19 protein-coding genes are annotated in these 24,348 nt (G+C 65.4%); 3 read left to right on the top strand and 16 right to left on the bottom strand.

What is annotated here, in order from left to right; genetic code table 11:
• Positions 1–123: 123 nt before the first annotated feature.
• From YQ44_RS07430 to YQ44_RS07395, 8 genes are all read right to left on the bottom strand, one after another.
• On the bottom strand, positions 124–1,563 hold the full coding sequence (locus tag YQ44_RS07430; protein ID WP_071322830.1) for an efflux transporter outer membrane subunit: 1,440 nt from the start codon (positions 1,561–1,563) through the stop codon (positions 124–126).
• Complete coding sequence (locus tag YQ44_RS07425) at positions 1,560–4,817, bottom strand: efflux RND transporter permease subunit (protein WP_071322829.1); 3,258 nt, start codon at positions 4,815–4,817, stop codon at positions 1,560–1,562. Before YQ44_RS07425 ends, YQ44_RS07430 begins: the two co-directional genes overlap by 4 nt.
• Entirely contained in the window at positions 4,814–7,927 is a 3,114-nt protein-coding gene (locus tag YQ44_RS07420; protein ID WP_071322828.1) for an efflux RND transporter permease subunit, read from the bottom strand. The genes YQ44_RS07425 and YQ44_RS07420 overlap by 4 nt, the downstream gene beginning before the upstream one ends.
• Positions 7,924–9,258 carry an efflux RND transporter periplasmic adaptor subunit gene (locus YQ44_RS07415; protein WP_071322827.1) on the bottom strand — a complete coding sequence of 445 codons (1,335 nt, stop codon included), beginning with the start codon at positions 9,256–9,258 and terminating at the stop codon, positions 7,924–7,926. Before YQ44_RS07415 ends, YQ44_RS07420 begins: the two co-directional genes overlap by 4 nt.
• A gap of 453 nt (positions 9,259–9,711) precedes the next feature.
• Positions 9,712–10,251: a GNAT family N-acetyltransferase gene (locus YQ44_RS07410; RefSeq protein ID WP_071322826.1), complete on the bottom strand. Its 540-nt coding sequence runs from the start codon at positions 10,249–10,251 to the stop codon at positions 9,712–9,714.
• 196 nt (positions 10,252–10,447) lie between these two features.
• Positions 10,448–12,322, bottom strand: coding sequence for a signal peptide peptidase SppA (sppA, locus tag YQ44_RS07405; RefSeq protein ID WP_071322825.1), 1,875 nt, complete (start codon positions 12,320–12,322; stop codon positions 10,448–10,450).
• A gap of 63 nt (positions 12,323–12,385) precedes the next feature.
• Positions 12,386–13,864, bottom strand: coding sequence for a sodium:solute symporter (locus YQ44_RS07400; protein ID WP_071326320.1), 1,479 nt, complete (start codon positions 13,862–13,864; stop codon positions 12,386–12,388).
• Positions 13,865–13,975: 111 nt separating this feature from the next.
• Positions 13,976–14,323: a hypothetical protein gene (locus YQ44_RS07395; RefSeq protein WP_083411687.1), complete on the bottom strand. Its 348-nt coding sequence runs from the start codon at positions 14,321–14,323 to the stop codon at positions 13,976–13,978.
• A gap of 151 nt (positions 14,324–14,474) precedes the next feature.
• Between YQ44_RS07395 and YQ44_RS07390 the strand changes: the two genes are divergently transcribed.
• Positions 14,475–15,692 carry a YeeE/YedE family protein gene (locus YQ44_RS07390; protein ID WP_071322824.1) on the top strand — a complete coding sequence of 406 codons (1,218 nt, stop codon included), beginning with the start codon at positions 14,475–14,477 and terminating at the stop codon, positions 15,690–15,692.
• Between the two features lie 42 nt (positions 15,693–15,734).
• On the opposite strand, the gene YQ44_RS07385 is transcribed toward YQ44_RS07390, so the two are convergent.
• The 3 genes from YQ44_RS07385 to YQ44_RS07380 form a co-directional block, all read right to left on the bottom strand.
• The gene (locus YQ44_RS07385; RefSeq protein ID WP_071322823.1) at positions 15,735–16,946 is read right to left on the bottom strand and encodes an MFS transporter; all 1,212 of its coding nucleotides are present in this window, start codon (positions 16,944–16,946) and stop codon (positions 15,735–15,737) included.
• A 128-nt stretch (positions 16,947–17,074) separates the two neighbouring features.
• Complete coding sequence (locus YQ44_RS28720; protein WP_156894721.1) at positions 17,075–17,329, bottom strand: hypothetical protein; 255 nt, start codon at positions 17,327–17,329, stop codon at positions 17,075–17,077.
• A gap of 28 nt (positions 17,330–17,357) precedes the next feature.
• Positions 17,358–19,289 carry an alpha/beta fold hydrolase gene (locus YQ44_RS07380; RefSeq protein ID WP_198043883.1) on the bottom strand — a complete coding sequence of 644 codons (1,932 nt, stop codon included), beginning with the start codon at positions 19,287–19,289 and terminating at the stop codon, positions 17,358–17,360.
• Between the two features lie 232 nt (positions 19,290–19,521).
• Here YQ44_RS07380 and YQ44_RS07375 point away from each other — a divergent pair, with 232 nt between their 5' ends.
• Positions 19,522–19,758 carry a DUF3820 family protein gene (locus YQ44_RS07375; protein WP_071322821.1) on the top strand — a complete coding sequence of 79 codons (237 nt, stop codon included), beginning with the start codon at positions 19,522–19,524 and terminating at the stop codon, positions 19,756–19,758.
• 18 nt (positions 19,759–19,776) lie between these two features.
• On the opposite strand, the gene YQ44_RS07370 is transcribed toward YQ44_RS07375, so the two are convergent.
• Together YQ44_RS07370 and YQ44_RS07365 are read right to left on the bottom strand one after the other, a co-directional pair.
• Positions 19,777–20,160 (bottom strand): glutaredoxin domain-containing protein, encoded by a 384-nt coding sequence (locus YQ44_RS07370; protein WP_071322820.1) that lies wholly within the window; start codon positions 20,158–20,160, stop codon positions 19,777–19,779.
• A 179-nt stretch (positions 20,161–20,339) separates the two neighbouring features.
• Complete coding sequence (locus YQ44_RS07365) at positions 20,340–20,828, bottom strand: MarR family winged helix-turn-helix transcriptional regulator (protein ID WP_071326318.1); 489 nt, start codon at positions 20,826–20,828, stop codon at positions 20,340–20,342.
• 94 nt (positions 20,829–20,922) lie between these two features.
• On the opposite strand from YQ44_RS07365, the gene YQ44_RS07360 reads away from it, so the two are divergent.
• Positions 20,923–22,113 carry a serine hydrolase domain-containing protein gene (locus YQ44_RS07360; RefSeq protein ID WP_071322819.1) on the top strand — a complete coding sequence of 397 codons (1,191 nt, stop codon included), beginning with the start codon at positions 20,923–20,925 and terminating at the stop codon, positions 22,111–22,113.
• Between the two features lie 155 nt (positions 22,114–22,268).
• Here YQ44_RS07360 and YQ44_RS07355 read toward each other — a convergent pair whose 3' ends face one another.
• The 3 genes from YQ44_RS07355 to YQ44_RS07345 all read right to left on the bottom strand — a co-directional run bounded on the left by YQ44_RS07355 (position 22,269) and on the right by YQ44_RS07345 (position 24,302).
• Positions 22,269–22,703: a DUF5071 domain-containing protein gene (locus YQ44_RS07355; RefSeq protein WP_071322818.1), complete on the bottom strand. Its 435-nt coding sequence runs from the start codon at positions 22,701–22,703 to the stop codon at positions 22,269–22,271.
• Between the two features lie 132 nt (positions 22,704–22,835).
• The gene (locus YQ44_RS07350) at positions 22,836–23,135 is read right to left on the bottom strand and encodes a hypothetical protein (protein WP_071322817.1); all 300 of its coding nucleotides are present in this window, start codon (positions 23,133–23,135) and stop codon (positions 22,836–22,838) included.
• A 90-nt stretch (positions 23,136–23,225) separates the two neighbouring features.
• Positions 23,226–24,302 (bottom strand): NAD(P)H-dependent flavin oxidoreductase, encoded by a 1,077-nt coding sequence (locus YQ44_RS07345; protein ID WP_071322816.1) that lies wholly within the window; start codon positions 24,300–24,302, stop codon positions 23,226–23,228.
• Positions 24,303–24,348: the final 46 nt, after the last annotated feature.

The raw sequence follows: 24,348 nt of genomic DNA, 5'->3' as shown, positions 1-24,348 counted from the left end.
TGCAAGAAAACAGCCACGGCAAGACTGCGGGGCTGGCAATTGATAATCTTGCATTCTAGCACTCAAGCCGCGCCGAAATCCCCGAAATTGGCGCTGGGCTTGCACCCTGCGCGCCCTCGCCGTTTACTGCGCCTGCGGCGTATGCCAGCCGCCGCCGAGCGACTGGATCAGGGCCACGGCCGTCGTCTGGCGATCCGCCTGTGCCTGCACCAGGGAACGGCGCGCCGACAGGGCCGTCACCTGCGCCGTCACCACGTCCGTATAGCCGACCTGGCCCGCGTTGTAGCGGTTCAGCATCTGCTGTTCCACCTGGTCGGCGGCCGCCGACGCCTGCTGGCGCAAGGCCAGCTGCTCGGCCAGCGCGCGCGTGGCCGACAACTGGTCTTCCACGGCGCCAAAGGCGGCCAGCACCGTCTGGCGGTAGCGCGCCACGGCCGCCTCGTGGCCGGCCCTGGCCGCGTCCACGCTGGCCGTCGTGGCGCCCGCGTTGAACAGCGTCTGCGCGGCCGACACGCCCAGCGACCACAGGCTGCTCGATGCATTGAACAGGTCGCCCACCTTGCTGGCGCCCGAGCCGTAGGAACCCGTCAGGTTCAGGCTCGGATAGTAGGCGGAACGGGCGATGCCGATCTGCTCATTGGCCACGGCCACGCGGCGCTCGGCGGCGGCGATGTCGGGACGGCGCTGCAGCAGGGTCGACGGCACGCCCAGCGGCACGTCGGGCACGGTCAGGGTCCACGGCGCCACGGCCAGGCTGAAGTCCGATGGGGCACGGCCCAAGAGGATGGCGATCGCGTGTTCGAGCTGGGCGCGCTGACGCGTCTGGCTCGACAGGTCGATCTGCGCATTGGCCAGCTGCGTCTGCGCCTGCAGCAGGTCGGACTTGGCGGCGATGCCGGAATTGAAGCGGTTGCTGGTGATGTCGAGCACGCGCTTGTAGCCGTCGATGGTGGCATTGAGCAGCGCGATCTGCGCATCGCTCTGGCGCAGCGAAAAATAATTGGTGGCCAGCTCGCCCTGCGCCGACAGGCGCGCCGCGGCCAGGTCCGCCGCGCTGGCGGCGGCGCTGGCGTCCGCCCCCGTCACGCCGGCGCGCAGCTTGCCCCACACGTCCGGTTCCCACGACGCGCCGATGGCGGCCTTGAAGTTGTTGTTCGTCTGCTGCTCGCCGCCGCCGCCCGAGCGGGCGCCGCTGCCCGTCAGATTCACGGTCGGGAAGAGCGACGCGCGCTGTTCGCGCACCAGCGCGCGCGCCTGCTCGTACGCGGCGATGGCTTCCGCCACGTTCTGGTTCGACACTTCGATGCTGTCGGCCAGCCGGTTCAGTTGCGCGTCGCCGAACAGGGTCCACCATGGACCGCGCTCGAGGGTATCGGCCGGCACGGCGGGTTGCCAGCCGGCCGCCTCCTTGAACGCCTGCGGCGCGGCGGCCGTCGGCACGTCATACGCGGGGCTGACGGCGCAGCCGGCCAGCAGGACGAAGGCGGCCGCGGTGGCCAGCGACAGGACATGCCGGCGCAGGCGTGCGGGAACGGCGGACTGGATAGGTTTTACTTGCTTCATGATTGTGTGCTCGGGTTATCTGGCCCAGGAATGCGGCTCAATTGCTGCTCGTCGGCGCTGCGCGTGCGCAGCTTGTCGAGCAGGATGTAGACCACCGGGGTGGTCAGCAATGTGAGTAACTGGCTGGCAATCAGGCCGCCGATGATGGCGACCCCCAAGGGCTGGCGTAGCTCTGACCCCTCGCCGAAACCGATCGCCAGCGGCAAGGCGCCAAGCGCCGCCGCCAGGGTGGTCATCAGGATGGGGCGGAAACGCAGCAAACATGCCTCGCGCACCGCTTCCACCGCTGTCAGGCCGCGCGAACGCTCGGCCTCCAGCGCGAAGTCGATGATCAATATAGCATTTTTCTTCACGATACCGATCAATAGGAACACGCCGATCAGGGCTATGATGGAAAACTCCATGCGGAACAGCAGCAGCGCCAGCACGGCGCCCACGCCCGCCGAGGGCAGGGTCGACAACACGGTGACGGGGTGGATCAGGCTTTCGTACAGGATGCCCAGCACGATGTAGATCACCACGATGGCCGCCAGGATCAAGAGCGGCTGCTCCTTGTTGCTGTCCTGCGCGCTCTTCGCCGAACCCTGGAAGCTGCCGCGCACGTTGACCGGCATGCCGATTTCCGACTCCGCCTGGGCCACGGCCGCCTGGCCGTCGCTGAGCGGATAGCCGTCGGCCAGGTTGAACGACACGGTGGTCGCCAGTTCGCCGCCCTGGTGGTTGATCGACGTCGCCGTCGAGCTTTCCGCGAAGCTGCTGAACGACGACAGCGGCACCATGTGCGCCAGCGTGGTGGACAGGGCCGAGCCGCTGGACGGGTCGCGCGCCGCCGTCGTGTTGGACGTCGCCGCGCTTGCCGTCGCGGTGGCGGTGGCGGTGGCCGTGGCCGTAGCGGTAGTACTGGCGGCAGCGGCGGCCGCATTCGAGGCCGGCACGTAGACGGAACGCAGCGCTTCCGGGCTTTGCGCATAGCGCGGCGCCACTTCCATGATCACATGGTACTGGTTCAGCTCATCGTAGATGGTCGCCACCTGGCGCTGGCCGAAGCTGTTGTACAGCGCATTGTCGATATCCCTGACCTGCACGCCCAGCTGCGTGGCGCGGTCCTTGTCGATGGTGACGAAGGTTTCCACGCCGTTTTCCGCCTGGTCCGTGTCGACGTCGATCAGGGCCGGCTGCAGCTTCATCTGGTCGGCCAGCTTCGCCGCCCACTTCTTCAGGTCCGCCTGGTTGTCGCTGATCAGGGTGTACTGGTAGGTGGAATTGCTCGAGCGCCCGCCCATGCGCAGATCCTGCACGGGGTTGAGGAACAGCGAAATGCCCGTCACCTTGGCCAGCTGCGGGCGCAGACGGGCGATCACGGCCTGGCCCTTGTCCGTGCGCTGCGACGCCGGTTTCAAATCGATGAACATGAAGCCGCCGCCCGCCCGTCCGCCGCCCGTGAAGCCCACGACGGTGGCGACGGCGGGATCGTCCTTGATGATGTTGACCAGCTGGCGCAGCTTGCCCTGCATGGCCTGGAACGAGATGCTCTGGTCGGCGCGCATGCCGCCATTGATCTGGCCCGTGTCCTGCTGCGGGAAGAAGCCTTTCGGCGCGGCCGCGAACAGGTACACGTTCAGGCCGACGACGAACACGAGGATGGTCATCACCAGCGCGGCGCTGGACAGGGCCCAGTCCAGGCAGTGCTCATAGACGTTCAGCATGCGCTCGAAGCCGCGCTCGAACCAGCGCGCCACGGCGCCGGGCGGCTTGTGCTGCTGGCCGCTTTTCAGCAGCCAGGCGCACATCATCGGCGTCGTGGTGAGCGAGATCACCAGCGAAATCATGACGGCGGCCGACAGGGTCACGGCAAATTCGCGGAACAGCCGTCCCACCTGCCCGCCCATGAACAGCAGCGGGATGAAGACGGCCACCAGCGACAGGCTGATCGACAGCACCGTGAAGCCCACCTCGCGCGCGCCCAGCAGGGCCGCCTTGAAGCGGTCCATGCCGGCCTCGATGTGGCGCTGCGTGTTTTCCAGCACCACGATGGCATCATCGACGACAAAGCCGGTGGCCACCGTGAGCGCCATCAGGGAAAGGTTATTCAGGCTGAAGCCCAGCATGTACATCACGCCGAAGGTGCCCAGCAGCGAGACGATGGTGGCGACGGCGGGGATGATGGTGGCGCGCACGCTGCGCAGGAAGGCGCTGACCACCAGCACGACCAGCACGATGGACAGGATCAGCGTGAATTCGATCTCGTGCAGCGAGGAGCGGATGGAATTGGTGCTGTCGGACGCCACCTGCAGCTTGATGTCGCCGGGCAGCTGCGCCTGCAGTTGCGGCAGCAGCGCGCGCACGCCGTCGACGGTGGCGATGACGTTCGCGCCGGGCTGGCGCGTGATCAGCACGATGACAGCGGGGTCGCCGTTGAACAGGCCCAGGGTATTCGTGTTTTCCACGCCGTCGACCACTTCGGCCACGTCGTCGAGGCGGATGGCGGCGCCGTCGCGCCAGGCCACCACCAGGCTGCGGTAGTCGGCCGCGCTGCGCCCGCCCGAAGCCGTGTTGGCGCCCGAGTAAATCTGCAGGCTGCGCTCATCGCCGGAGATCGCCCCCTTCGGCCGGTTGGCGTTGCTGGCCTGGATGGCCGCGCGCACGTCTTCCATCGACACGGCATAGTGATTGAGCTGGTAAGGCAGCAGTTCCACGCGCACGGCCGGCAGCGAGCCGCCGCCCAGTTCCACGTCGCCCACGCCCTTCACTTGCGCCACTTTCTGCTGCACCAGGTTCGAGACGGCGTCGTAGATCTGGCCCGGCGTGCGCGTCTTCGACGTCAGCGCCAGGATGATCACGGGCGCGTCGGACGGATTGGCCTTGCGGTAGGTGGGGTTGCTGCGCAGGGTGGCCGGCAAGTCCACGCGCGAGGCGGAAATGGCCGCCTGCACTTCGCGCGCGGCCGAATCGATCTTGCGGTTCAGGTCAAACTGCAAATTGATGCGCGTCGAACCCGTGCCCGAGGACGACGTCATCTCGTTCACGCCGGAGATGACGCCCAGGCGCCGCTCCAGCGGCGTGGCCACCGAGGTGGCCATGGTGGCCGGACTGGCGCCGGGCAGGCTGGCGCTGACGGAGATGGTCGGATAATCGACTTGCGGCAGCGGCGAGACGGGCAGCACGAAGAAGGCGCCGACGCCCGCCAGCGCGATGCCGATGGTCAGCAGCACGGTGGCGATGGGGCGCTTGACGAACGGTTCGGACAGGTTCACGCGGCGCTCCCCGCACCCGGCTTGTCCAGGTTCACGCCGCGCGTCTTCGGCGCGAAGCGCTGGCCCAGGCGGTCAAAGGCCAGGTAGATGACGGGCGTGGTAAACAGGGTCAGCACCTGGCTGACGATCAGCCCGCCGAAGATGGCCAGGCCCAGCGGACGGCGCAACTCGGCGCCCTCGCCCCAGCCCAGCATCAGCGGCACGGCCGCGAACAGCGCCGCCAGCGTCGTCATCAGAATCGGACGGAAGCGCAGCAGGGCCGCCTGGTGGATGGCTTCCTGCGGGCTCTTGCCCTCGTCGCGTTCGGCCTCGATGGCGAAGTCGATCATCATGATCGCGTTCTTCTTGACGATGCCGATCAGGAGGATGATGCCGATGATGCCGATCACGCCCAGGTCCTGCCCCGACAGCATCAGCGCCAGCAAGGCGCCCACGCCGGCCGACGGCAGGGTCGACAGGATCGTCAGCGGGTGGATGTAGCTTTCATACAGCACGCCGAGCACGATGTAGACGCAGACGACGGCGGCCAGAATGAGCCACAGCTGGTTCGACAGCGAATTTTCATACGCGCCGGCCGCGCCGAGGAAGGTCAGCGTCACCGACGGCGGCAAGGCGATATCCTTCGCCGCCTGGCGGATGGCGTCGACGGCGCTGCCCAGCGCCACGCCGTGCGTGGTGTCGAAGCCCAGCGTGGTGGCCGGGTATTGCGCCACGTGCGTGATCTGCAGCGGCGCCTGTTTTTCGCTGACGCTGGCAAAGGCGGACAGCGGCGTCGACTTGCCGGAGCCCGTGCGCACCTGCAGGTCCGACAGGTCGGACGGCGTGGTGACGATGCCGGGCTGCGCTTCGAGGATGACGCGGTACTGGTTGGTTTCCGTGAAAATCGTCGAAATGATGCGCTGGCCGAAGGCGTTGTACAGCGCGTCGTCGACGGTGGCCGTGGTGATCGACATGCGCGCGGCGCTGTCGCGGTCGATGGCCACGCTGACGGCGGCGCCCGTGGCGCCCGCGTCCGTGACGACGTTGCGCAGCTGCGATTTTTCGCGCATGCGGGCCGCCAGCTTGCCGGCCCACTCGGTGACGGTGGCCGTGTCGGCGCCTTCGAGCGAGACGCGGTACTGCGTCGGACCCGATTCCGCATCGATGGTCAGGTCCTGCGTCGGCTGCAGGTACAGGGTCACGCCGGCCACCCTGGCCACGCGGCCGCGCAGGCGTTCCATGATGTCTTCCTGGCTGTCGCTGCGCGAGCGCTTGAGATTGATCAGCATGCTACCCGTGTGCAGCATGGTATTGTTGGCCGCATCGACGCCGACGAGGGAGCTCAGGGTGTCGACATCGGGGTCTTCCAGCAGCGCGCTGGCGGCCGCCTGCTGCAGCACGGCCATGCGCTCGTACGAGACGGCTTGCGAGGTTTCCAGGCGCGCCTGCAACTGCCCCGTGTCCTGCGTGGGAAACAGGCCTTTCGGAATCGTGACGTACAGGATCACCGTCAGCAGCAAGGTGGCCAGGGCCACGAGCAGGGTCAGGCCCTGGCGCTTCAGCACCCACACCAGCGCATGGTCATACTGATGGATGACACGGTCGAGGAAAGCCTGGATGCGCTGCCCCGTGGCGCTGACCTTTTCATCGGCGTGGCTTTTCAGCCAGCGCGCCGACATCATCGGCACCAGGGTCAGGGACACCACGGCGGAAATGAGGATGGTGATGGCCAGGGTCATGGCAAATTCGCGGAACAGCCGGCCCACGACATCGCCCATGAACAGCAGCGGAATGAGCACGGCGATCAGCGACACCGTCAGCGAGATGATGGTAAAGCCGATCTGCGAGGCGCCCTTCAGGGCGGCAGCCATCGGCGTTTCGCCCTCCTCGATGTAGCGGGCGATGTTTTCGATCATGACGATGGCGTCGTCGACGACGAAGCCGGTGGCGATCGTCAGCGCCATCAGCGACAGGTTGTTCAGGCTGTAGCCGAGCAGATACATGACGCCGCAGGCGCCGATCAGCGAAATCGGCACGGACAGGCTGGCGATCACCGTGGCGCGCAGGCTGTGCAGGAAGGCGAAGATCACCAGCACCACCAGCAGCACGGACAGCAGCAGCTCCATTTCCACGTGTTCGACCGAGGCGCGGATACCCGTCGTGCGGTCGCTCAGCACGTCGAGCTTCATGGCCGCCGGCAGGCTGGCCTGCAGGTCCGGCAGCAGGGCCTTGATGGCGTCGACCGTCTTGATGACGTTGGCGCCGGGCTGGCGCTGCACGTTCAGGATGATGGCCGGCTGCTTGCCCGACCAGGCGCCCAGGCGCGTGTTTTCCGCGCTGTCGACGACGTTGGCGACGTCGGACAGGCGCACCGGCGCGCCGTTTTTATAGGTGATGATCAGGCGCTTGTAGTCTTCCGCCGTCACCAGCTGGTCGTTGGCGTTGATGGTGAACGAGCGCGTGGGGCCGTCGAAACTGCCCTTCGCGCTGTTGACGTTGGCCGCCGCGATGGCCGTGCGCAGGCTGTCGAGACCGAGGCCATACGAGGCCAGCAATTTGGTGTCGCCCTGGATGCGCACGGCGGGACGCTGGCCGCCGGACAGCGACACCAGGCCCACGCCGTTGACCTGGCTGATCTTCAGCGCCAGGCGCGTGTTGACGATGTTCTGCACCTGCGTCAGCGGCATCGTGTCCGACGTGATGGCCAAGGTCAGCACGGGCGCGTCGGCCGGATTGATCTTCGCGTACACGGGCGGCGCCGGCAAGTCGGTGGGCAGCAAGGAACCGCCCGCGTTGATGGCGGCCTGCACTTCCTGCTCGGCGACGTCCAGGGTCTGGCCCAGCGTGAATTGCAGGGTGATGATGGAAACGCCGGCCGCGCTGGTGGAACTCATGCGCTGCAAGCCCGACATCTGGCCGAACTGGCGCTCCAGCGGCGCCGTCACGGTCTGCCCCATGACTTCCGGGCTGGCGCCCGGATACAGGGTCTGCACCTGGATGGTGGGGAAGTCCACCTGCGGCAAGGCGGCCAGCGGCAGGAACTTGAAGCCGACCAGCCCCGCCAGCACGATGGCCAGCATCAGCAGCGCCGTGGCGACGGGGCGCTGGATGAAGGGCGTCGATGGACTCATTGCGCGGCGCCCTTCGCTGGCGCCGTGGCTGGCACGGCAGCCTGTGCGCTGGCCGCGCCGTCAGCGTGCTGGCGGCGGTGGCGGCGTTCGCCGTTTGCACCGCCGGCGCCCGCGCCGCCGGCGGCTGGCTTGTCGCCGGCCAGCATGACTTTCGCGCCTTCCTTCAGGCGGTCGGCGCCTTCCGTGATGACCTGTTCGCCCGCCTCCAGGCCGGCGCGGATTTCCACCATGTCGGTGGTGGCCTGGCCGCGCGTGACCATGCGCACGGTGACCGTCTTGTCGGCTTTCAGCACATACACGAAGTCGCCGTTGTTGCTGTGGCGCAGAGCCGTGACGGGCACCAGCACGGCGCCCGTGATATTGCCCAGCTCCAGGCGCACGTTGACGAACTGGCTGGGGAACAGCGCCATCTTCTCGTTGGTGTAGCGGGCCTTGGCGCGCACGGTGCCCGTCTGCACGTCGACCTGGTTGTCGAGCGCCGTCAGGCTGCCCTGGTCCAGCGTATGCGTGCGCGTGCGGTCCAGCGCCAGCGCGGCCAGGGCGGAGCCGCCATTCAGGCGTTCCTGGATGGTCTGCACCTTATCCTGCGGCACGGAGAATTCCACGTCGATGGGCGAGAGCTGCGTCACCACCACCACGCCGCCCGTGTCGCTGGTGCTCACCAGGTTGCCGATATCGACCACTTTCAGGCCGGCGCGGCCGCTGATCGGCGACACCACCTTGGTGTAGCCGAGGTTCAGCCGGGCCGTGCCTTCGGCCGCGCGGTCCGTCATGACGGTGCCTTCCAGCTGCTTGACCAGGGCCGCCTGCGTATCGACGTCCTGGCGCGCGATGGAATCCTGGCCCAGCAGGGTTTGATAGCGCTTCAGGGTCAGGCGCGCGTTTTCCAGCTGCGCCTCGTCGCGCTGGCGCTGGCCCGTGGCCTGCATCAGCGCCATTTCGAACTGCGCCGGGTCGATCTGCGCCACCACCTGGCCCGCCTTGACCATGCCGCCTTCCTTGAATTTCAGCTCCTTCAGGATGCCCGACACCTGCGGGCGCACCGTCACGGTCGATGCCGCCGTCACCGTGCCCAGCGCATCGAGCACCACGGGCAGGTCCGACTTCACGGCCGTGGCCACGCCGACCGTGGTCGATGGCGCGCCGCGGCGCCCACCGGGTCCGCCTGGCCCGCCAGGGCCGCCGGCGCCTGGCTGCGCGCTGACGCCCGTATGGGTCAGATACCAGGCACCGCCGCCCAGCGCGGCCATCACTGCCAGCGCGATGACGCTGCCGACGATTTTCGAACGGCGGCTGCGCCGCGGGGTATTGGGTGCTGTCTGCGAATCCATCGCTTATCCTTGTATAGGCCGCTGGCACGGCGAGTCTGTGGCGCCGGCCGAGGTGGGACACACTCAGGCCGGACGACCGTTTTTCGGGGTTGGTATCGTTACAAAGCCACAGGGAGTCAAGAGCTGAAAATCAGCTGAAAAAACATCGCTCCCCATCGTGAAACGACTCTAGCATAGTCATGTATCTGTTTCATTTCCACTTGAAACAATTCCACACGACGGCACGCACGCGGCCAGGCCACGCGTGCCGGCGGCCTGCCTGCCCTCTATGGGGAACGATGGAAAAATCAGGCTTGCGGGGGTGGGCGCCACGGTGCCGGCGCGCCGCGCGCGACTGGCATGCAGATACAAACTCGCTACAAATCTCCCGCCGATCCGCTTGACCGGGGGCCAGGCGGCGCTTCAAGCGGCCGCGGGCGCCCGCACCGCTGTACCTGGATTGACAGCGGCGCCCTACAGCGTCATGCCGAGGATGACGTCCTGATAGTCGGTGCGGCCCACGCGGAAGGTGCGCCGTCCCACCTGCGCAAAGCCGCAGCGCACATAGAATGCCAGCGCATCGTGGTTTTCCGCGTACACCCCCAGCAGCACCCGCCCCGCCCCGCCGGCGCGCGCCTGTTCCAGTGCCGCCTGCATCAGGCGCTGGCCCACGCGCTGGCCCTGGAAACGGTGCAGCAGGTAGATGCGCTTGATTTCCAGGTCGCGCGGATGCGGATCGGCCACCGGCAGGCTGGCCGGACTGAGGACCAGGTAGCCGACGGGCGCGCCGCCCGGCATGGCTTCGGCCAGCCACAGCCGCATGGCCGGCAGCGCCAGCCAGTCGCGGTACAGCTGCGCGTCGTGCTGGCGCGCGCAGTGGGCGATGACGTCGGCGCCATCGAGAATGCCGGCGAAGGCCTCGAGGAAGGTCGATTGCCCGACCAGCGCCAGCGCCTGCTCATCGCCCTTCGCGCAGGGCCGGATGGTAATTGCCGGCTCAATTTGTCCACTCATCTCGCTTGCCATGCTTTGCTCCTGATATGAAACAAGCCGGGCGAAGCCGGCTTGGGTATGTCATCTATATTGCCGTGTAACGCCTGACAAAATCGTAGCGAGCGAAGATGAGTTGTGACCGAGAAGCGGAGCTGTGCTTGAGCACAGTGAGCATCGCAGGCCGCAAATCATCGAGCGCAGTCGATTTGGTCAGGTGTTATTTACTGCCGAGTGGCACTTCGCACAGGCAGTGCGTCAGGGCCATGAACGGCTTGCGCTCGCGCGTGATGCCCGACAGCCAGCTCAGGTCCTGCGCCATGCCCAGCGCCGCGTCGGCCGGCAAGCCGCTCGTGGCCAGGCCCAGTTTCACGTGCTCGCCCAGTCCCAGCGACGCCATGGCCTTGGAGCCGAACATGCCGATCAGGCGATCCACGTTCGACGTTTCCTGCTCCAGGTAAGTCACGCGGTAGTCGGCGCCCAGATTGGCGCGCTTGGCGGCCGATGCCAGCGCATCGCCATAGCTGCCGATGCGGTCGACCAGGTTGCGCTCTTTCGCCTGCAAGCCCGTCCAGACGCGGCCCTGCGCCACTTCATTGATCTTTTCCGGCGTCGTCTTGCGCGCCTTGGCGGCCAGGTTCAGGAAGTCGCCATACACGTGGTTGATCGAGCCCTGTATCACTTGCGCAAAGCGCGGATCGAGCGGACGCAACGGGTTGCCGGCGTCGGCCAGCCACGTGGTGGGCGAGCCGGCCGTATGGATGCCCAGCTTTTCCACCACCTTGTCAGCCGTCGGCAAGATCGCGAACACGCCGATGGAACCGGTGATGGTGGCCGCGTCGGCGATCACTTCATCGGACGAGGTGCTGATCCAGTAGCCGCCCGAAGCGGCCACGTTGCCCATCGAGACGACCACCGGCTTGCCGGCGGCGCGCGTCAGTTCCAGTTCGCGGCGTATCAGTTCCGAGCCGAAGGCGCTGCCGCCCGGCGAATCGACGCGCAGCACGACGGCCTTGATAGACTTGTCTTCGCGCGCCTGGCGGATCAAGCGCGAGGTGGACAGGCCGCCGATGGAGCCCGGCGGCGCGATGCCGTCGCCGATTTCGCCGGAAGCGATGACGACGCCGACGGCATCGCCGATATGCACGGGGCGCAGGCGCGCCAGGTAGTCGGTGTAGGCGATCTGGCGGAAGTTCGTGCCTTCCGTGTTTTTCGCGCCGCGCGCCATCATGAACTGGCGCAGCTCATCGCGCGTTTTCAGGCCGTCGACCAGCCTGGCGTTCAGCGAGACCTTGGCCAGGTCGCCGTCGGCGGCCGTCAGCAAGGCAGGCAGCCCGTCGATCGCCTGCATGATGGCGCCGGCCGGCAGCTTGCGCGCCTTTTCCACGTCCGTCGTGTAGGTGGTCCACAAGCCATTGTTCAGGTAGCGATCCGCTTCGGCCGCCGCTTCGGACGGGCCGTTGGCGATGAAGGGTTCGGCCGCGCTTTTATACGTGCCCACTTTCAGCAGGTTGACCGTCACGCCCACCTTGTCGAGCGCATCGCGGTAGTAATTGCGGTAGCGGCCGAAGCCTTCGAGCATGACGCCGCCCATCGGGTGCACGAACACTTCATCGGCCTTGGCCGCCACCAGGTACTGGCGCTGGTTATAGCTGGAACCCCAGGCCGTCACTTTCTTGCCGCTGGCGCGGAAACGCTCGACGCCGGCCGCCACTTCGCGCAGCGAAGCCAGGCCGCCGCCCTGCAATTCATCGAGCAGGATGACCATGGAGCCGATATTGCCATCCTTGGCCGCCGTGTCGAGCACGGCCAGCACGTCGCGCAGCTGCACGCTTTTCTTGACTTCGCCGCTGACATTGGCCAGCACCGCTTCGCGCACGCCGCCCGGCGTCTCTTCCACCAGCGGGCCTTGCAGGTCGAGCACCAGCGTGGTTTTCTCGGGCAGGGGCTTGACGCCGCCGCCGAAGATGGCGATCAGGATGGCGATGACGATCAGCAGGAAAATCAGATTGAAGACCGCGCGGCGCGTGGCGTCCAGCGCGCGCCAGAATGCGCCAAAACCGCGGCGCAGCGGCGGGAACGGGTTGAGTGACATTGATGCTCCGTGAGGTTATTTACCTAAAGGAAACCAATATAACTGAAAATGCCCGGAATCGTCTTATTTTGACAAGGGTGCGGCGCCCTCGGCGCCCTGCCCCGCCGGCGTGGAAATGAGGAACAGGCCGCCCAGCACGAGGGCGCCATTCAGGATCAGCAATTCCAGGCCGATACGGTAGTGCGCAAACAGCAGCGCCTGCTCTTGCTCGATCAGCGCACACAGCAGCGGACCGGCCACGGCCACCAGCGGCACCCAGCGGTCGCGCACGCCGCGCCGGCTCAGCAAGCCGAAGGCAAACAGGCCCAGCAGAGGGCCATAGGTGTAGCTGGCCAGCTTGAGGATCACGCCTATCATGCTGGGACTGTCCATCCACTTGAAGGCCATGATCAGGATCAGAAACAGCGCGGAAAAACCCAAGTGCACGCGGCGGCGCCAGCGCATCTGCGCCGCCGGGCTCAGCTCGGCACGCCGCTGCACGCCGAGGATATCGATGCAGAAGGTCGACGTGAGGGCCGTCAGCGCCCCATCGACGCTGGGAAACAGCGCGGAAATGAGGGCAATGAAGAAGATCAGCTGCACCACGGCAGGAAAGTGTCCAAGCACCACGGCAGGGAACAGCTTGTCGCCCGTGGCCGTCACGCCCGCCAGCGGCGCATACAGGTGCAGCAAGCCGCCGAGGAAGAGGAACAGCAGCAGCACGCCGGTCAGCACGACGGTCAGGCTGAGCATGTTCTTTTGCGAATCGCGCAAGGTCCGCACGGAAATGTTCTTTTGCATCATTTCCTGGTCCATGCCCGTCATGGCAACCGTGATGAACATGCCGGCGAGAATGTGCTTCCACACATAGGCGGGACTGTCCGGGTCGACGGTGAAGATGCGCGTGAGTCCCTGCGCACGCATGCGCTCGAGGCTGTCGATGAGGGACAAGTCCATCTCGCGCAGCAGGAACACGCTGCAGATGACGAGGCCGGCCAGCATGCACGCCGTTTGCAGGGTATCGGTCCAGACGATGGTTTTCACGCCGCCTTCATACGTGTACAGCAGGATCAGCAGCAGCACGACGCACGCCGTCAGCCAGAACGGCACGCCGAAGCTGTCGAGGATGGTCGCCTGCAGGATGTTGACCACCAAATACAGCCGCGCCGTGGCGCCCAGCAGGCGCGAGAGGATGAAAAACGCCGCGCCGCTCTGGTAGGAGCGCCGCCCCAGGCGCAGTTCCAGGTAGCGGTAGATCGACGTCAGCTGCAGCCGGTAGTACAGCGGCAGCAAAATAAACGTGATGGCCAGGTAGCCCAGCACATAGCCGATCATCAGCTGGATATAGCCGAAGCCGTCGCGCCCCACGGCGCCGGGCACGCTGATGAAGGTGACGCCGGTCAGCGTGGTGCCCACCATGCCGAAGGCCACCAGCATCCAGTTGCTGTCCTTGTTGCCGATAAAAAAACTGTCGTTGGTCGCATGGCGCGAAGTGCGCCACGCCACGCCCAGCAGGATCAGGAAATACGCGAGGACGACGGAGAACAGGATGGCGGGAGACATGGGCGACGCGCTGGCGGCAAGGTTGGACAGGGGCAAGAATATACAGCAAGGCGCGCCGCCATGCCGCAGGCAGCGTCCTGATCCGGTTGCCGCCGCTCCCCCGCGTGCCGCCTAGTTGTCGCGGATCTCGAAGAACTGCAGTGTTTCCGCGACCGGCTGATCCTTGCATGTGCCGCTGCCGCGCAACATCACCGGCTTACCCGAGGCAAATGCCATGAGCAAGCCTGCATAGTATTCCTTGGCACGCGGCCGCTTGAAGGAGAAGGAAAAATAGTTACCGTTCGAACCATGGCAGGCGGGTGCGTCCACCACGCCGCCCACGGGATACACATATACCAGGTCCGCGTCCTCGAACACCAGAATGGAACTGATTTTGGCAATGGCATAACCGGCGCAGGCCGCGCCGCTCAGTGATACACCGAATATCAATCCCAGCAACTGCAAATGCATCTTTTTCATGACGGCTCCACTTAAATTATAATTTTAGCATCTTTCCCAGTAGAAAGAATAGGGATGGCAACGTCTGGCGGCAGGTAACTTGCTGGCAGAAAACAATAAAACGGGCGAGAATAGCGCTTCCCTCCCTCTTGCGCCCTGTGCGCCCACTCCCATGTCCGATACAGCCACGTCCACCCTGCGCCTGCGCGCCGATATCAATCCGAAACCGCTGGGCATTGCGCTGTTGCTCATCCTGCTCGGCGCGTGGTATCTGGCGCAGACGGTGGGCGTCACGCAGTCCGCGCTGTACGTGGTGGGAGCCTTGCTCGGCGTCACCTTGTACCACGCGGCGTTCGGCTTCACGTCTGCCTGGCGCGTCTTCATTGCCGATGGCCGCGGCGACGGCCTGCGGGCGCAAATGCTGATGCTGGCCGTCGGCGTGGCGCTGTTCTTTCCCGCGCTGTCGGCCGGCACCTTGTTCGGCACGCCCGTCGCGGGCCTCGTCTCGCCGGCCGGCACGTCCGTCATCGTGGGCGCCTTTATCTTCGGCATCGGCATGCAACTGGGCGGCGGCTGCGCGTCCGGTACCCTGTACACGGTCGGCGGCGGCAGCACGCGCATGCTCATCACCCTGGTCGCCTTCATCATCGGCTCGGTGATCGGCACCGCCCACATGCCGTTCTGGACATCGTTGCCGCAGCTCAAGCCCATCTCCGTCGTCACGACCCTGGGCCTGGCGCCCGCGCTGGCGCTGAACTGGATAGTCTTTGCGCTGATCGCCGCCATCACGGTGTTCGTTGAAAAACGCCGCCACGGCCGCCTGATCGCCACGCCCCTGCGCCCGGCCCATGCCTCGCCGTGGCTGCACGGCCCGTGGCCGCTGGTGGCGGGGGCCGTCGCGCTCGTCGTGCTGAACTTCGCCACCCTGGCGCTGTCGGGCAAGCCGTGGGGCGTGACGTCCGCCTTCGCGCTGTGGGGCGCCAAGGCCGCTTCGCTGGTCGGCATCGATACGGCCAGCTGGGCCTACTGGTCCACCAAGGCCAACGCCGCCGCGCTGGCTGCGCCGCTGACGCAAGACAAGACTTCGGTGATGGACATCGGCATCGTGCTTGGCGCCATGCTGGCGGCGGCGCTGGCGGGCCGCTATGCGCCCGTGTGGCGCATCCCGCTGCGCTCGATTATCGCGGCCGTGGTCGGCGGCCTGTTGCTCGGCTATGGCGCGCGCCTCGCGTATGGCTGCAATATCGGCGCATATTTCAGCGGCATCGTCTCGGGCAGCCTGCACGGCTGGCTGTGGCTGGTTTGCGCCTTCCTGGGCAACGTCGTCGGCACGCGCCTGCGTCCATGGTTCGGCCTGGAGGTGGAAAGAGTGAAGCCGACCGGCTGCTGAAACAGCCGCGGCGGGCCAGTCCGCTGGCCGGCCCGCGTATCGTTAATGCCCTACCGCATGGATCGATTTCTCGCCGCCGGTGCGCACGGGAATGGGATTGATACGGTCCAGGCGGCCACTGAGGGCCGTCAAGCCAAATGCGCCGAGCACGACCAGTGCGCCTATCCAGCCCGTATGCACGAGGCCCAGGTGTTCGACGATCAGGCCGCCGCCCCAGGCGCCGCCGGCGATGCCCAGGTTGAAGGCAGCGATGTTCAAGCCGGAAGCCACGTCGACGGCGCGCGGCGTGAAGTGTTCGGCCTGCTGCACGACATACACTTGCAAGCCGGCCACGTTACCGAAGGCCACGGCGCCCCACAACAGCACGGTCATGACCACGAGAACCGGGTGCGGCGCCGTGAAGGTCAGCAGCAGCAAGACGGCGGCCAGCAACAGGAAGATCAGTTTCAGAGCGCTGACGGGTCCCCGCTTGTCGGCCAGCTTGCCACCCCAGATATTGCCGAAGGCGACGGACACGCCATACACGAGCATCACCACGCCCACGGCGCCGGCGCCAAAGCCCGACACTTGCTGCAGGATGGGGGCCAGGTAGGTAAAGGCGATGAAGGAGCCTCCATAGCCAACGGCCGTCATCGCATACACCAGCAACAGACGGGGCTGGCCCAGCACCTGCACTTGCTGCAGCAAGGACGCCGGTTTGCTATGCGCGATATTGGATGGCACATACAGCAGGCTGCCGACGAAGGCGACCAGGCCCAGGGCCGAGACGGCCAGGAAAGTTTCGCGCCAGCCGAAATGCTGGCCGATGAAGGTACCGAGCGGCACGCCCGTCACCAGGGCCACGGTCAAGCCCGTAAACATGATGGCGATGGCGCTGGCCGCCTTGTCTTTCGGCACCAGCGAAGTGGCGATGGTCGAGCCGATCGAGAAGAACACGCCGTGCGCCAGCCCCGTCAGGATGCGGGCCACCACCAGGGTTTCATAGCCGGGCGACTTCCAGGCCAGCAAATTTCCCAGGGCAAACAAGACCATCAGCGACAGCAGCAGGGTCTTGCGGGGGATCTTGCCCGTCAGGGCAGTCAGGACGGGCGCGCCCACGGCGACGCCCAGCGCGTACAGGCTGACCAGCAAGCCGGCCGATGGCAAGTTGACGCCCAGGTCCGCGGCGATGGTGGGCAAGAGCCCGACGATGACAAACTCGGTGGTTCCGATGGCAAATGCGCTGAGGGTCAGCGCGAGCAAGGCAATGGGCATGAAAGACTCCGATATAAGTGCATGCAAAGGGTATGCAAATGCAAGGCTTGCAGTATCGGGGCTTTCTTTGTTTCGAAAAATACGTCTCCGGACAGAAGATATTTGCCCATAAATCAACAATATGAACATCAACCATCGCGCCTCCGGCACGATCCATAGCGCCGCCCAGCAGCGCCAGCGGCATGGTCGCGCTGCCTGGCGCCATCATGCGGTCGCCAGGCAGCTGTTTTGGCAGCTGTTTTGGCAGTTGTTTTTACAGTTGTTTCTGCGGATGTTTCTGCGGATGTTTCCTCTATTTCTGCTATTTCGGCTATTTCCGCTATTTCCTCTATTTCGGCTATTTCGGCTATTTCGGCTATTTCCGCAGCATTTTCTCCTTCCATGCCTCCATGAATTATTGCCTGGCTTTCGCTATTGCTCCCTGCTATCCCTGTTTTCCAGCCTCTTCGCCTTTTCCCACTGCTCGAATTTCTCCGGCTTTTGCAGCTTCTCGCGTGCTTTCACCTCCACGCCGCGCGAAGTGCTGTCCAACCCTTGCAGACCGGGCTTGACCGGATGCGCCTGCCCGGTCGTGGCCGACGGCGTAAACAGCTTCGGCGTCAAGGCGTCACCCGGCAGCACAGACTGCTCCAGCACGGCCCGTTTGTGCACCATCGTCGCCAGATCGGGCGGCATTTTCATGGTGGCCACCTGAAGGCTGGCCGCGTCGCGCCGCAGCGAGGCCACGGCCGACATTTCCTGCACCAGCTGGCGCGTAGCCCGCTGGTAATCTTCCGTATCCAGCCACGCCGGAATGGCCGGCCTGGCCTGTACCGGCTGCGCGGGGTCGCCCGCCAAGTCTTGCGGTGGTCCGGCGCCGCCATGCTCAATCCATGCCTCCGCCCGCTCGCGCAGCAGCGCGTCCGCGCGGCCCTGCGCCAGCAGCTTGTCGTGCAGCTCCTGCGCCGCCGGCTGGTAAAACGCATCGATGCCGGCGCTCTGCGCCAGGGCCGCGGAGGCGACCCTGGTCAGGTTGGCGGCGGCCAGCAAGTCCGCCGTCAGCAGCCATTGCTCGGCGCTGGGCAGGCGCTTGATCTGTTCGCCGAGCGCCTTGCGCGCCACCATCGCCAGTTGCGCATTGAGACGGTCGGGATCGTTCTGCAAGGCGGCAAGCTCGCCCGCCCTGGCTGCATCGCGCAGGTAGTCGGCCAGTTCCGACGCGACCTTGACGGCATTGCGCCGATGGCCTTCGCGCAGCTGGCGCAGGTCGGGCACGAGCACGCGCACCCTTTGCTCGGAAGGCAGGTCGCTCTTCAGCGTGAAGGCATAGGCAGTTTGATCGGCATCCACGCGCAGCGCCACCGTCAGCAGCTCGGTGGATTGCCCATTGATCTGCTGTGGCGTGGCGCCCGGCGACACCAGCAGTGCCTTGCTGGATTTCTCCGCGATCCAGTACTTCATCCTGCCCCGTCCCGTGTTCATCAGCCGGGCATTTTCCTCGGGCGAGGCGAGGGTAAACGTGTAGACGTTCTTGTCGCGCTGGAAATCGGGCAATTCCAGGCGCGCCCCCAATTGCAGCGGCAACACATGTTCGATCAGCTCGCCGGACAGGAACATGTACGCGGGATGCGTGGGCCGGTCCGGCTTGACGAGCGTGATGTGGTCGGCATTGTCGATCGCCAGCGGGCGCCCGATGCACACCCGGGTGGCGCTGCCCCAGGGCACGATGCGCATGCCGCTCACATTCGCCGTCTCATAGGCGCAGCTGACGCGCGGCTTGACGGCGAGGCTGGCCCAGTCGTCGCTGAGCTGCTTGAGCATGTCGTTGCTGTCCACGGGCCGCATGTTGGACAGCGCGGGATTTTTTAAGACCAGGGTTGCCAGCTGCGCCACCTGGGCCCCCTCCATCGGCGCACTGAACAGGACAATCAGCGGTACTTTTTCCGCCAGCTCCGGATGCTTGTCCAGATTGTTGGCCAGGTAGCGCATGATGACGAGCCCGCCCATGCTGTGCCCGACAAACACGATGGCTTGGTAGTCGAGCACGCCAGCCGGGGTCAGATAGCTTTGCAGTTTGTTGGCCGCTTCGCGGATATCGAGCGAACCGCCGGACATGATGTTGGAGCTGAAACCGAAGGCATACGTATCGACTTGCGGCCCCAGCCGCGCATCCTTTTTCAGCAGGCGGAAAAAACTTTCGCCATTTTCGCCTGTCCACGTGCCGCGCGTGCTGCCGAAGATGCCATGTACAAACACGAGCGCGATCCTGTGCTGCGGATCGGCACGGTCTACCCAGCCGGGATCCTCGCGGTTCATGGCCGCCGGCTGGTCGCATGCCGCCAGCAGGGCAAACAATGCCGCCACGATCGATGTCCACCACCTCGGGCGGCGCGGGGCGATGGCTGCTCGCATCGTCGCACTCCTCAGTAACCATCGCCGCAGTATGCGCTGAATCGGGGCGGGCGCAGCGCTCATGTGGCGCTGGTTTGATCCAGCCATAATGATGGCAAATGACAGGGAACTCTCTCGCCCATCTGCCGCCATAACGCTGCCATGCATCTGCTACACTGCCGCTCAGGAAATGGGGAGCACCATCATGAATTCAGAAAAACTGGCGCTGCTGGTCACGCGCGAAATGCCGTATGGGAAATATCAGGGGCGCTTGCTGGCCGACCTGCCCGGCCACTACCTGGGCTGGTTCGCGCGCGAAGGCTTTCCTTCGGGCGAACTGGGCAGCCTGATCGCGCTCATGTATGAACTCGACCACAATGATTTGCGCAGCCTGCTCGACCCCTTGCGCACGCACAAGTCGCCATGGCGGCCGGGGGAATAAGGTAGCGCAAGAAATGCGTCAGAACTGGCGCACTTTCTTTGCCAGCATGGCGCTGAACTCGCCATTTTCCACGAGCTGTTGCAGCTCGCTGGCGCCACCGATCAGCACGCCATTGACGAAGATCATGGGAAACGTGGGCCAGCCCGTCCACATCTTCAGCGCATTGCGGCGGTGCCACTGGTTCAGGTAGCTGCCGTATTGCAAATACTGATACGGCGTGCCCAGCACGTCGAGGATCTTGCGCGCCTTGCGCGGAAACGGATTGAGCGCCATGCCGACCACCACCACCTGATGCGCGGCAATGGCAGCCTGCACCTCGCGCACGATCGCCGTGTGCCTGCTGCCGATCAGGGGGCGGGCGGCGGGATGGATCTGGGTTTCGTCGAGAATGGCGCGGGTCATGAAAGTCCTGTAGAGAAAAGCAGCTAGGCACACGGGGTGCGAGTCACGCATTGTGCCATGCCGCAGGCCCCGGCTGGCATTCATTGCCCTGCCGTCGCAATGGCTGTCGGACAGCTTGCGCCCCGAAGCAGGCACTGCCATACCGCTTGAACGCCGTGAGTGTCAGCGGAAAATGCACCTTATCGCCTGGCAATGCGGACCATGATGCGATCAAAGATGGATTGCCGCTCCAGAGCATCATCGAGCCTGTTTAGCGACGCCACGACGTCACCCGCCTCCGCGTTCAGCTCACGGGCCGCTTCGTCACATGCAAGCCAGATTGGCCGCAACTGTGCGACCAGTCGCTTGCCTTCCGCAGTGAGCGTTATTTTCTTCTTGCGCGCATCCTCGGGGTCCGACTCCGACGTCACGATGCCCGCTTTTTCAAGTGACTGCCGTGTCTGACTCACGGAAACATGCGTGATTTTCAGCGTCGCCGCCAGTTCCCCCACGGTAGCGGATTCCCTCAAGGCTAATTGGTTCAGCACGCCAAACCAGCGCTGCTCGAATGAAATTCCCAAGGCGGCGTACACCCGCGTCGAGTCACCGTCGAGGCTTTCCGACAGGCGCCTCAGCCTGGCGCCGATCGCTGCTCCGCCGGCAAGCCGCGAATAATCGTGCATGATCATGCTCTCTGTTTTTAAGTTGACATTTATGTAGGTGCCTACACATAATAGCATGCAGCCTCCCGTTTGCACCACTTCCATGTAGAGAGAGCAAAACATGCCAGTCCATACCCCCAAGCCTGTGTCCCCGATTTCCCGGCGCGCGTTTCTCGGAGCGGGACTGTCAGCGCTGTTGTTGCCGGCCGTCGCGACGGGAGAGCGTCTCGCGCCTCCGGCCGCCGACCTGGAGTCCTTTATCCGGAACGAAATGCGCACGGCCAACATCCCAGGCCTGGCCGCCGGTTTTGCCCGCGATGGCGTGGTGCAATTTGCTCAAGGTTACGGCATGGCCAACATCGCCCAGCGCAGGGTCGTGACCGCCGACACGATGTTTCATCTTGCGTCCGTTACCAAAGTGGTGACCGCGACCATGGTCATGCGTCTGGCCGAGCGGGGCAAGTTCGCCCTCGATGAATCGATCGCGGGCTATCTGGATTTCCCCGTTATCAACCCGCGATTCCGCGACACGGCAATCACCTTCCGACAGCTGCTGACGCACACATCGAGCATTTCCGACGCCCGGTATTACGAAATCGACTTCCGGCAGCAGGGCCGCGATGCCGAGCAAGTCTTGTCCGACTTCCTCAAGCAGTATCTCACGCCCGAGGGTGTCAATTATTCGGCAGCGCAATGCTTCTCAGCCATGCCCCCTGCATCCACATGGGACTACAGCAATGTGGGCTTCGCCTTGCTGGGGCATCTTGCTGGCCGCATCGGAGGGGTGGACATGCGCGAACAGACCCGCAGGGATATTTTTGCGCCGCTCGCCATGAATGATACGAGCTGGACGATCAAAGGCACCCCGCCCTTGCGCAGCGCCGAGCCATATGACCTGGTGGATGGGGCGCTGGTCGCCGTGAAACCTGTCGGTTTTCCAGACTGGCCGGTTGGCATGTTGCGATCATCGATCAGCGATTTCATGAAGTTCGTCGCCGCGGCGGCAAACGCCGGTCATTCGGCAGGCGTTAACGTGCTGGGAGCGTCCGCCATGGCGCAGATGCTGGATATGCAGACGCCGGTCGGACTACCGGCCTGGCTGAGCGGCCAGGGGCTGGGCTGGATGGCATCCCCGCTGGGAGGACAGGCGATGCCCAATCATTGGGGCGGCGATCCGGGCGTCTTTACCGCCGTGTATCTGAATCCGCTCACGCGCAGCGGCGTGGCGGTATTCACCAACACGAGCACCTCGGCGGAAAGTAGAGACGCCGTCAAGAATATCGCCAATCGCCTGTTTCAACTGGCCACCTAAGAATTCAAGGCAATGATGTTTGCGCTCATCGAGGCGCACATGAGCGCGCTGTCTATGCCCGCGATGACACCAATGGCGTGCATGGGCCCGGCGCCTGGCGTATCTGCCGGAGCGATGGCTGCTTTATCTGCAACATTCACCAGGAATTCCCTAGCTTATCGTGGGTCAACCGACTGGCCGCTACCGGCCGCGACAGGTCTACCCGTCCAGCTCGCCAAGATTTCCTCGGCTTGTTCCGTCACGCATTCCTGCCGTTCGCCACTTGTCGGGCTGCGGACCAGGCGCTCCAGTTCCGCACTGATTGCAGACGCGAGTTCCGGCGACTGGAGGACAATCCCCGCCAGGATATTGTATTTCCAGATATCGTCATCGCCGGCGAAAATCGGCTTGAGGCAGGGCGCGAGGCGTGCGCCCTGGGCCACCAAGAACGGGCGGAAAATGGCGGCAACCGGCCAGTTGATGTCCTGCATCCATTCCAGGATCTGCGGCATGACACGCTCCAGCTTTTCCCAGCCCAGCGCCACCAGGGCTTCGGCCGCATCCGTATCGTGTTTGTCGCGTGGCAATAGTAAATTCAAGGCACTCTTCATGGGTCTCCCGATATGTCCGCTCCGGGCTGCTTGCGGAAAGCCGACGCTGCCCCGGCCGCTCGGGCCTGCAACGCATCGGGCGTCATGTTACGCCGGAATGACGGCGGCAACCAGCACCCCGCATGTGCTTGCCTATCCCTGCGCGTCCAGGCCCAGCGTCGCCACCGGCAGCCCCGCCGCGATCCTGGCGACCTGCCGCACGATGTCCGGCAACGCGGCCTTGATGCGCGACAACTCAGCGGGAGGCATGTCCGCCGTGCCCGCACCGTGCAGCGCATCGAGCATGGCCGGGTCGAGGCGGTAGGCGATGGCGGCGGCGCGCCGGCGTGCGCCGTCAGGCGCGTCCGCGCTGTCCTCGATGGCCCGCAGGAAGCGCCGCATAGTCGGCGCCAGCGTACCGCCGTGCGCGCGATAGCGCTGCAGTTCTGTCATCAACTGCTCGGCCAGCGCCGCCGGCCGTGGCCGCGCCTCACGGTCGCTCCTGGCCGCTCCATTTCCGCAGGAAGCCATGGTCTGGGCGTATCAGCTGGCGCGACCGGGGATACGCATTTCCTCGAGCAGGGTGCGCACCAGTTCGGCCGCCGGCATGGCGCGGACCAGTGGCGCGCCCTGCCCCGCCCAATGGGCCGCATAACCATGGTTGCCGGCCTGGGCAGCGGCCGCATGCAGTTGCTTGGCCGCATCGTAGGCCACCGGATAGGCGGCGGGAAGCGGTGCGCCTGCGGCGTCGCCGTGCGCCATCAGGTCGTTCACGATGCCGCGCGCGGGGCGGCCGGACAGGGCTGCCGTCAGGCGCGTGTGCGTTGCCCGTTCGCTTTGCAGATTGGCGCGGTAGGCGGCATTCGCGGCCGTTTCCGGGCACAGGATAAAGGCCGTGCCCAACTGCGCGCCGGCTGCCCCCAGGTCGAGGGCGGCGCGGATGCCGGCCCCGTCCATGATGCCGCCGGCGGCAATCACGGGCAGCGTGCAGCGCTTGACGAGCAGGCGCACGAGCACCGCCATGCTGAGGCGCTCGTCGCTCGCCTCGGGATCGAACATGCCGCGGTGCCCGCCCGCCTCCACGCCCTGGGCGACGATGGCGTCGATGCCCGCCTGTTCGATCAGCACGGCTTCCTGCACATTGGTCGCCGTCGCCATCGTGCGTATGCCGGCCTGGCGCAGCGCGGCCAGCTGCCCTGCCGGCGGCAAGCCAAAATGAAAACTGACGACGGCGGGACGCAGTTCCAGCAGCAGCCGGAACGCCTCGTCGTCGCCATTGAAGGATGGGTAGACTTCATCGAGGACCGCCGGCACGGCGATGCCCGCCTGCGCAAACAGGGGCGCCAGATGCGCCAGCCAAGCCGCTTCGCGGGCGGCATCGCGGCGCGCCGGCGCATGGCAGAACACGTTCACATTGAAGGGCTTGCCGGTCAGGGCCTGCGTCTCGGCGATCATCTGGCGCGCCTGCGCCGGCGTGCTGGCGCCGATGCCCAGCGAACCGAGCGCACCGGCGTCCGAGACGGCGGCGGCCAGCTGCGGGGTGGACACGCCAGCCATCGGCGCCTGCACGATGGGATGCTGCACGGACAACTGTTCAAAGAAATTCAGGGATGAAGACATGGCCGTTTCCTTCCAATGACGATCAGCGTTATTCTCAGTGAAATTT

Source organism: Janthinobacterium sp. 1_2014MBL_MicDiv (genome assembly GCF_001865675.1).
In the GTDB taxonomy this organism is placed as follows: domain Bacteria; phylum Pseudomonadota; class Gammaproteobacteria; order Burkholderiales; family Burkholderiaceae_D; genus Janthinobacterium.
Note: the sequence above shows the minus strand (reverse complement) of the source record. Positions and strands in the feature narration are given on the sequence as shown.

What these genes read in the sequence shown, in the direction of transcription:
- YQ44_RS07430 (WP_071322830.1), bottom strand. Translation starts at nt 1,563, where the DNA reads ATGAAGCAAGTAAAACCTATCCAGTCCGCCGTTCCCGCACGCCTGCGC.
- YQ44_RS07420 (WP_071322828.1), bottom strand. Translation starts at nt 7,927, where the DNA reads ATGAGTCCATCGACGCCCTTCATCCAGCGCCCCGTCGCCACGGCGCTG.
- YQ44_RS07415 (WP_071322827.1), bottom strand. Translation starts at nt 9,258, where the DNA reads ATGGATTCGCAGACAGCACCCAATACCCCGCGGCGCAGCCGCCGTTCG.
- YQ44_RS07410 (WP_071322826.1), bottom strand. Translation starts at nt 10,251, where the DNA reads ATGAGTGGACAAATTGAGCCGGCAATTACCATCCGGCCCTGCGCGAAG.
- sppA (WP_071322825.1), bottom strand. Translation starts at nt 12,322, where the DNA reads ATGTCACTCAACCCGTTCCCGCCGCTGCGCCGCGGTTTTGGCGCATTC.
- YQ44_RS07400 (WP_071326320.1), bottom strand. Translation starts at nt 13,864, where the DNA reads ATGTCTCCCGCCATCCTGTTCTCCGTCGTCCTCGCGTATTTCCTGATC.
- YQ44_RS07395 (WP_083411687.1), bottom strand. Translation starts at nt 14,323, where the DNA reads ATGAAAAAGATGCATTTGCAGTTGCTGGGATTGATATTCGGTGTATCA.
- YQ44_RS07390 (WP_071322824.1), top strand. Translation starts at nt 14,475, where the DNA reads ATGTCCGATACAGCCACGTCCACCCTGCGCCTGCGCGCCGATATCAAT.
- YQ44_RS07385 (WP_071322823.1), bottom strand. Translation starts at nt 16,946, where the DNA reads ATGCCCATTGCCTTGCTCGCGCTGACCCTCAGCGCATTTGCCATCGGA.
- YQ44_RS28720 (WP_156894721.1), bottom strand. Translation starts at nt 17,329, where the DNA reads ATGGAAGGAGAAAATGCTGCGGAAATAGCCGAAATAGCCGAAATAGCC.
- YQ44_RS07375 (WP_071322821.1), top strand. Translation starts at nt 19,522, where the DNA reads ATGAATTCAGAAAAACTGGCGCTGCTGGTCACGCGCGAAATGCCGTAT.
- YQ44_RS07370 (WP_071322820.1), bottom strand. Translation starts at nt 20,160, where the DNA reads ATGACCCGCGCCATTCTCGACGAAACCCAGATCCATCCCGCCGCCCGC.
- YQ44_RS07365 (WP_071326318.1), bottom strand. Translation starts at nt 20,828, where the DNA reads ATGATCATGCACGATTATTCGCGGCTTGCCGGCGGAGCAGCGATCGGC.
- YQ44_RS07360 (WP_071322819.1), top strand. Translation starts at nt 20,923, where the DNA reads ATGCCAGTCCATACCCCCAAGCCTGTGTCCCCGATTTCCCGGCGCGCG.
- YQ44_RS07355 (WP_071322818.1), bottom strand. Translation starts at nt 22,703, where the DNA reads ATGAAGAGTGCCTTGAATTTACTATTGCCACGCGACAAACACGATACG.
- YQ44_RS07350 (WP_071322817.1), bottom strand. Translation starts at nt 23,135, where the DNA reads ATGACAGAACTGCAGCGCTATCGCGCGCACGGCGGTACGCTGGCGCCG.
- YQ44_RS07345 (WP_071322816.1), bottom strand. Translation starts at nt 24,302, where the DNA reads ATGTCTTCATCCCTGAATTTCTTTGAACAGTTGTCCGTGCAGCATCCC.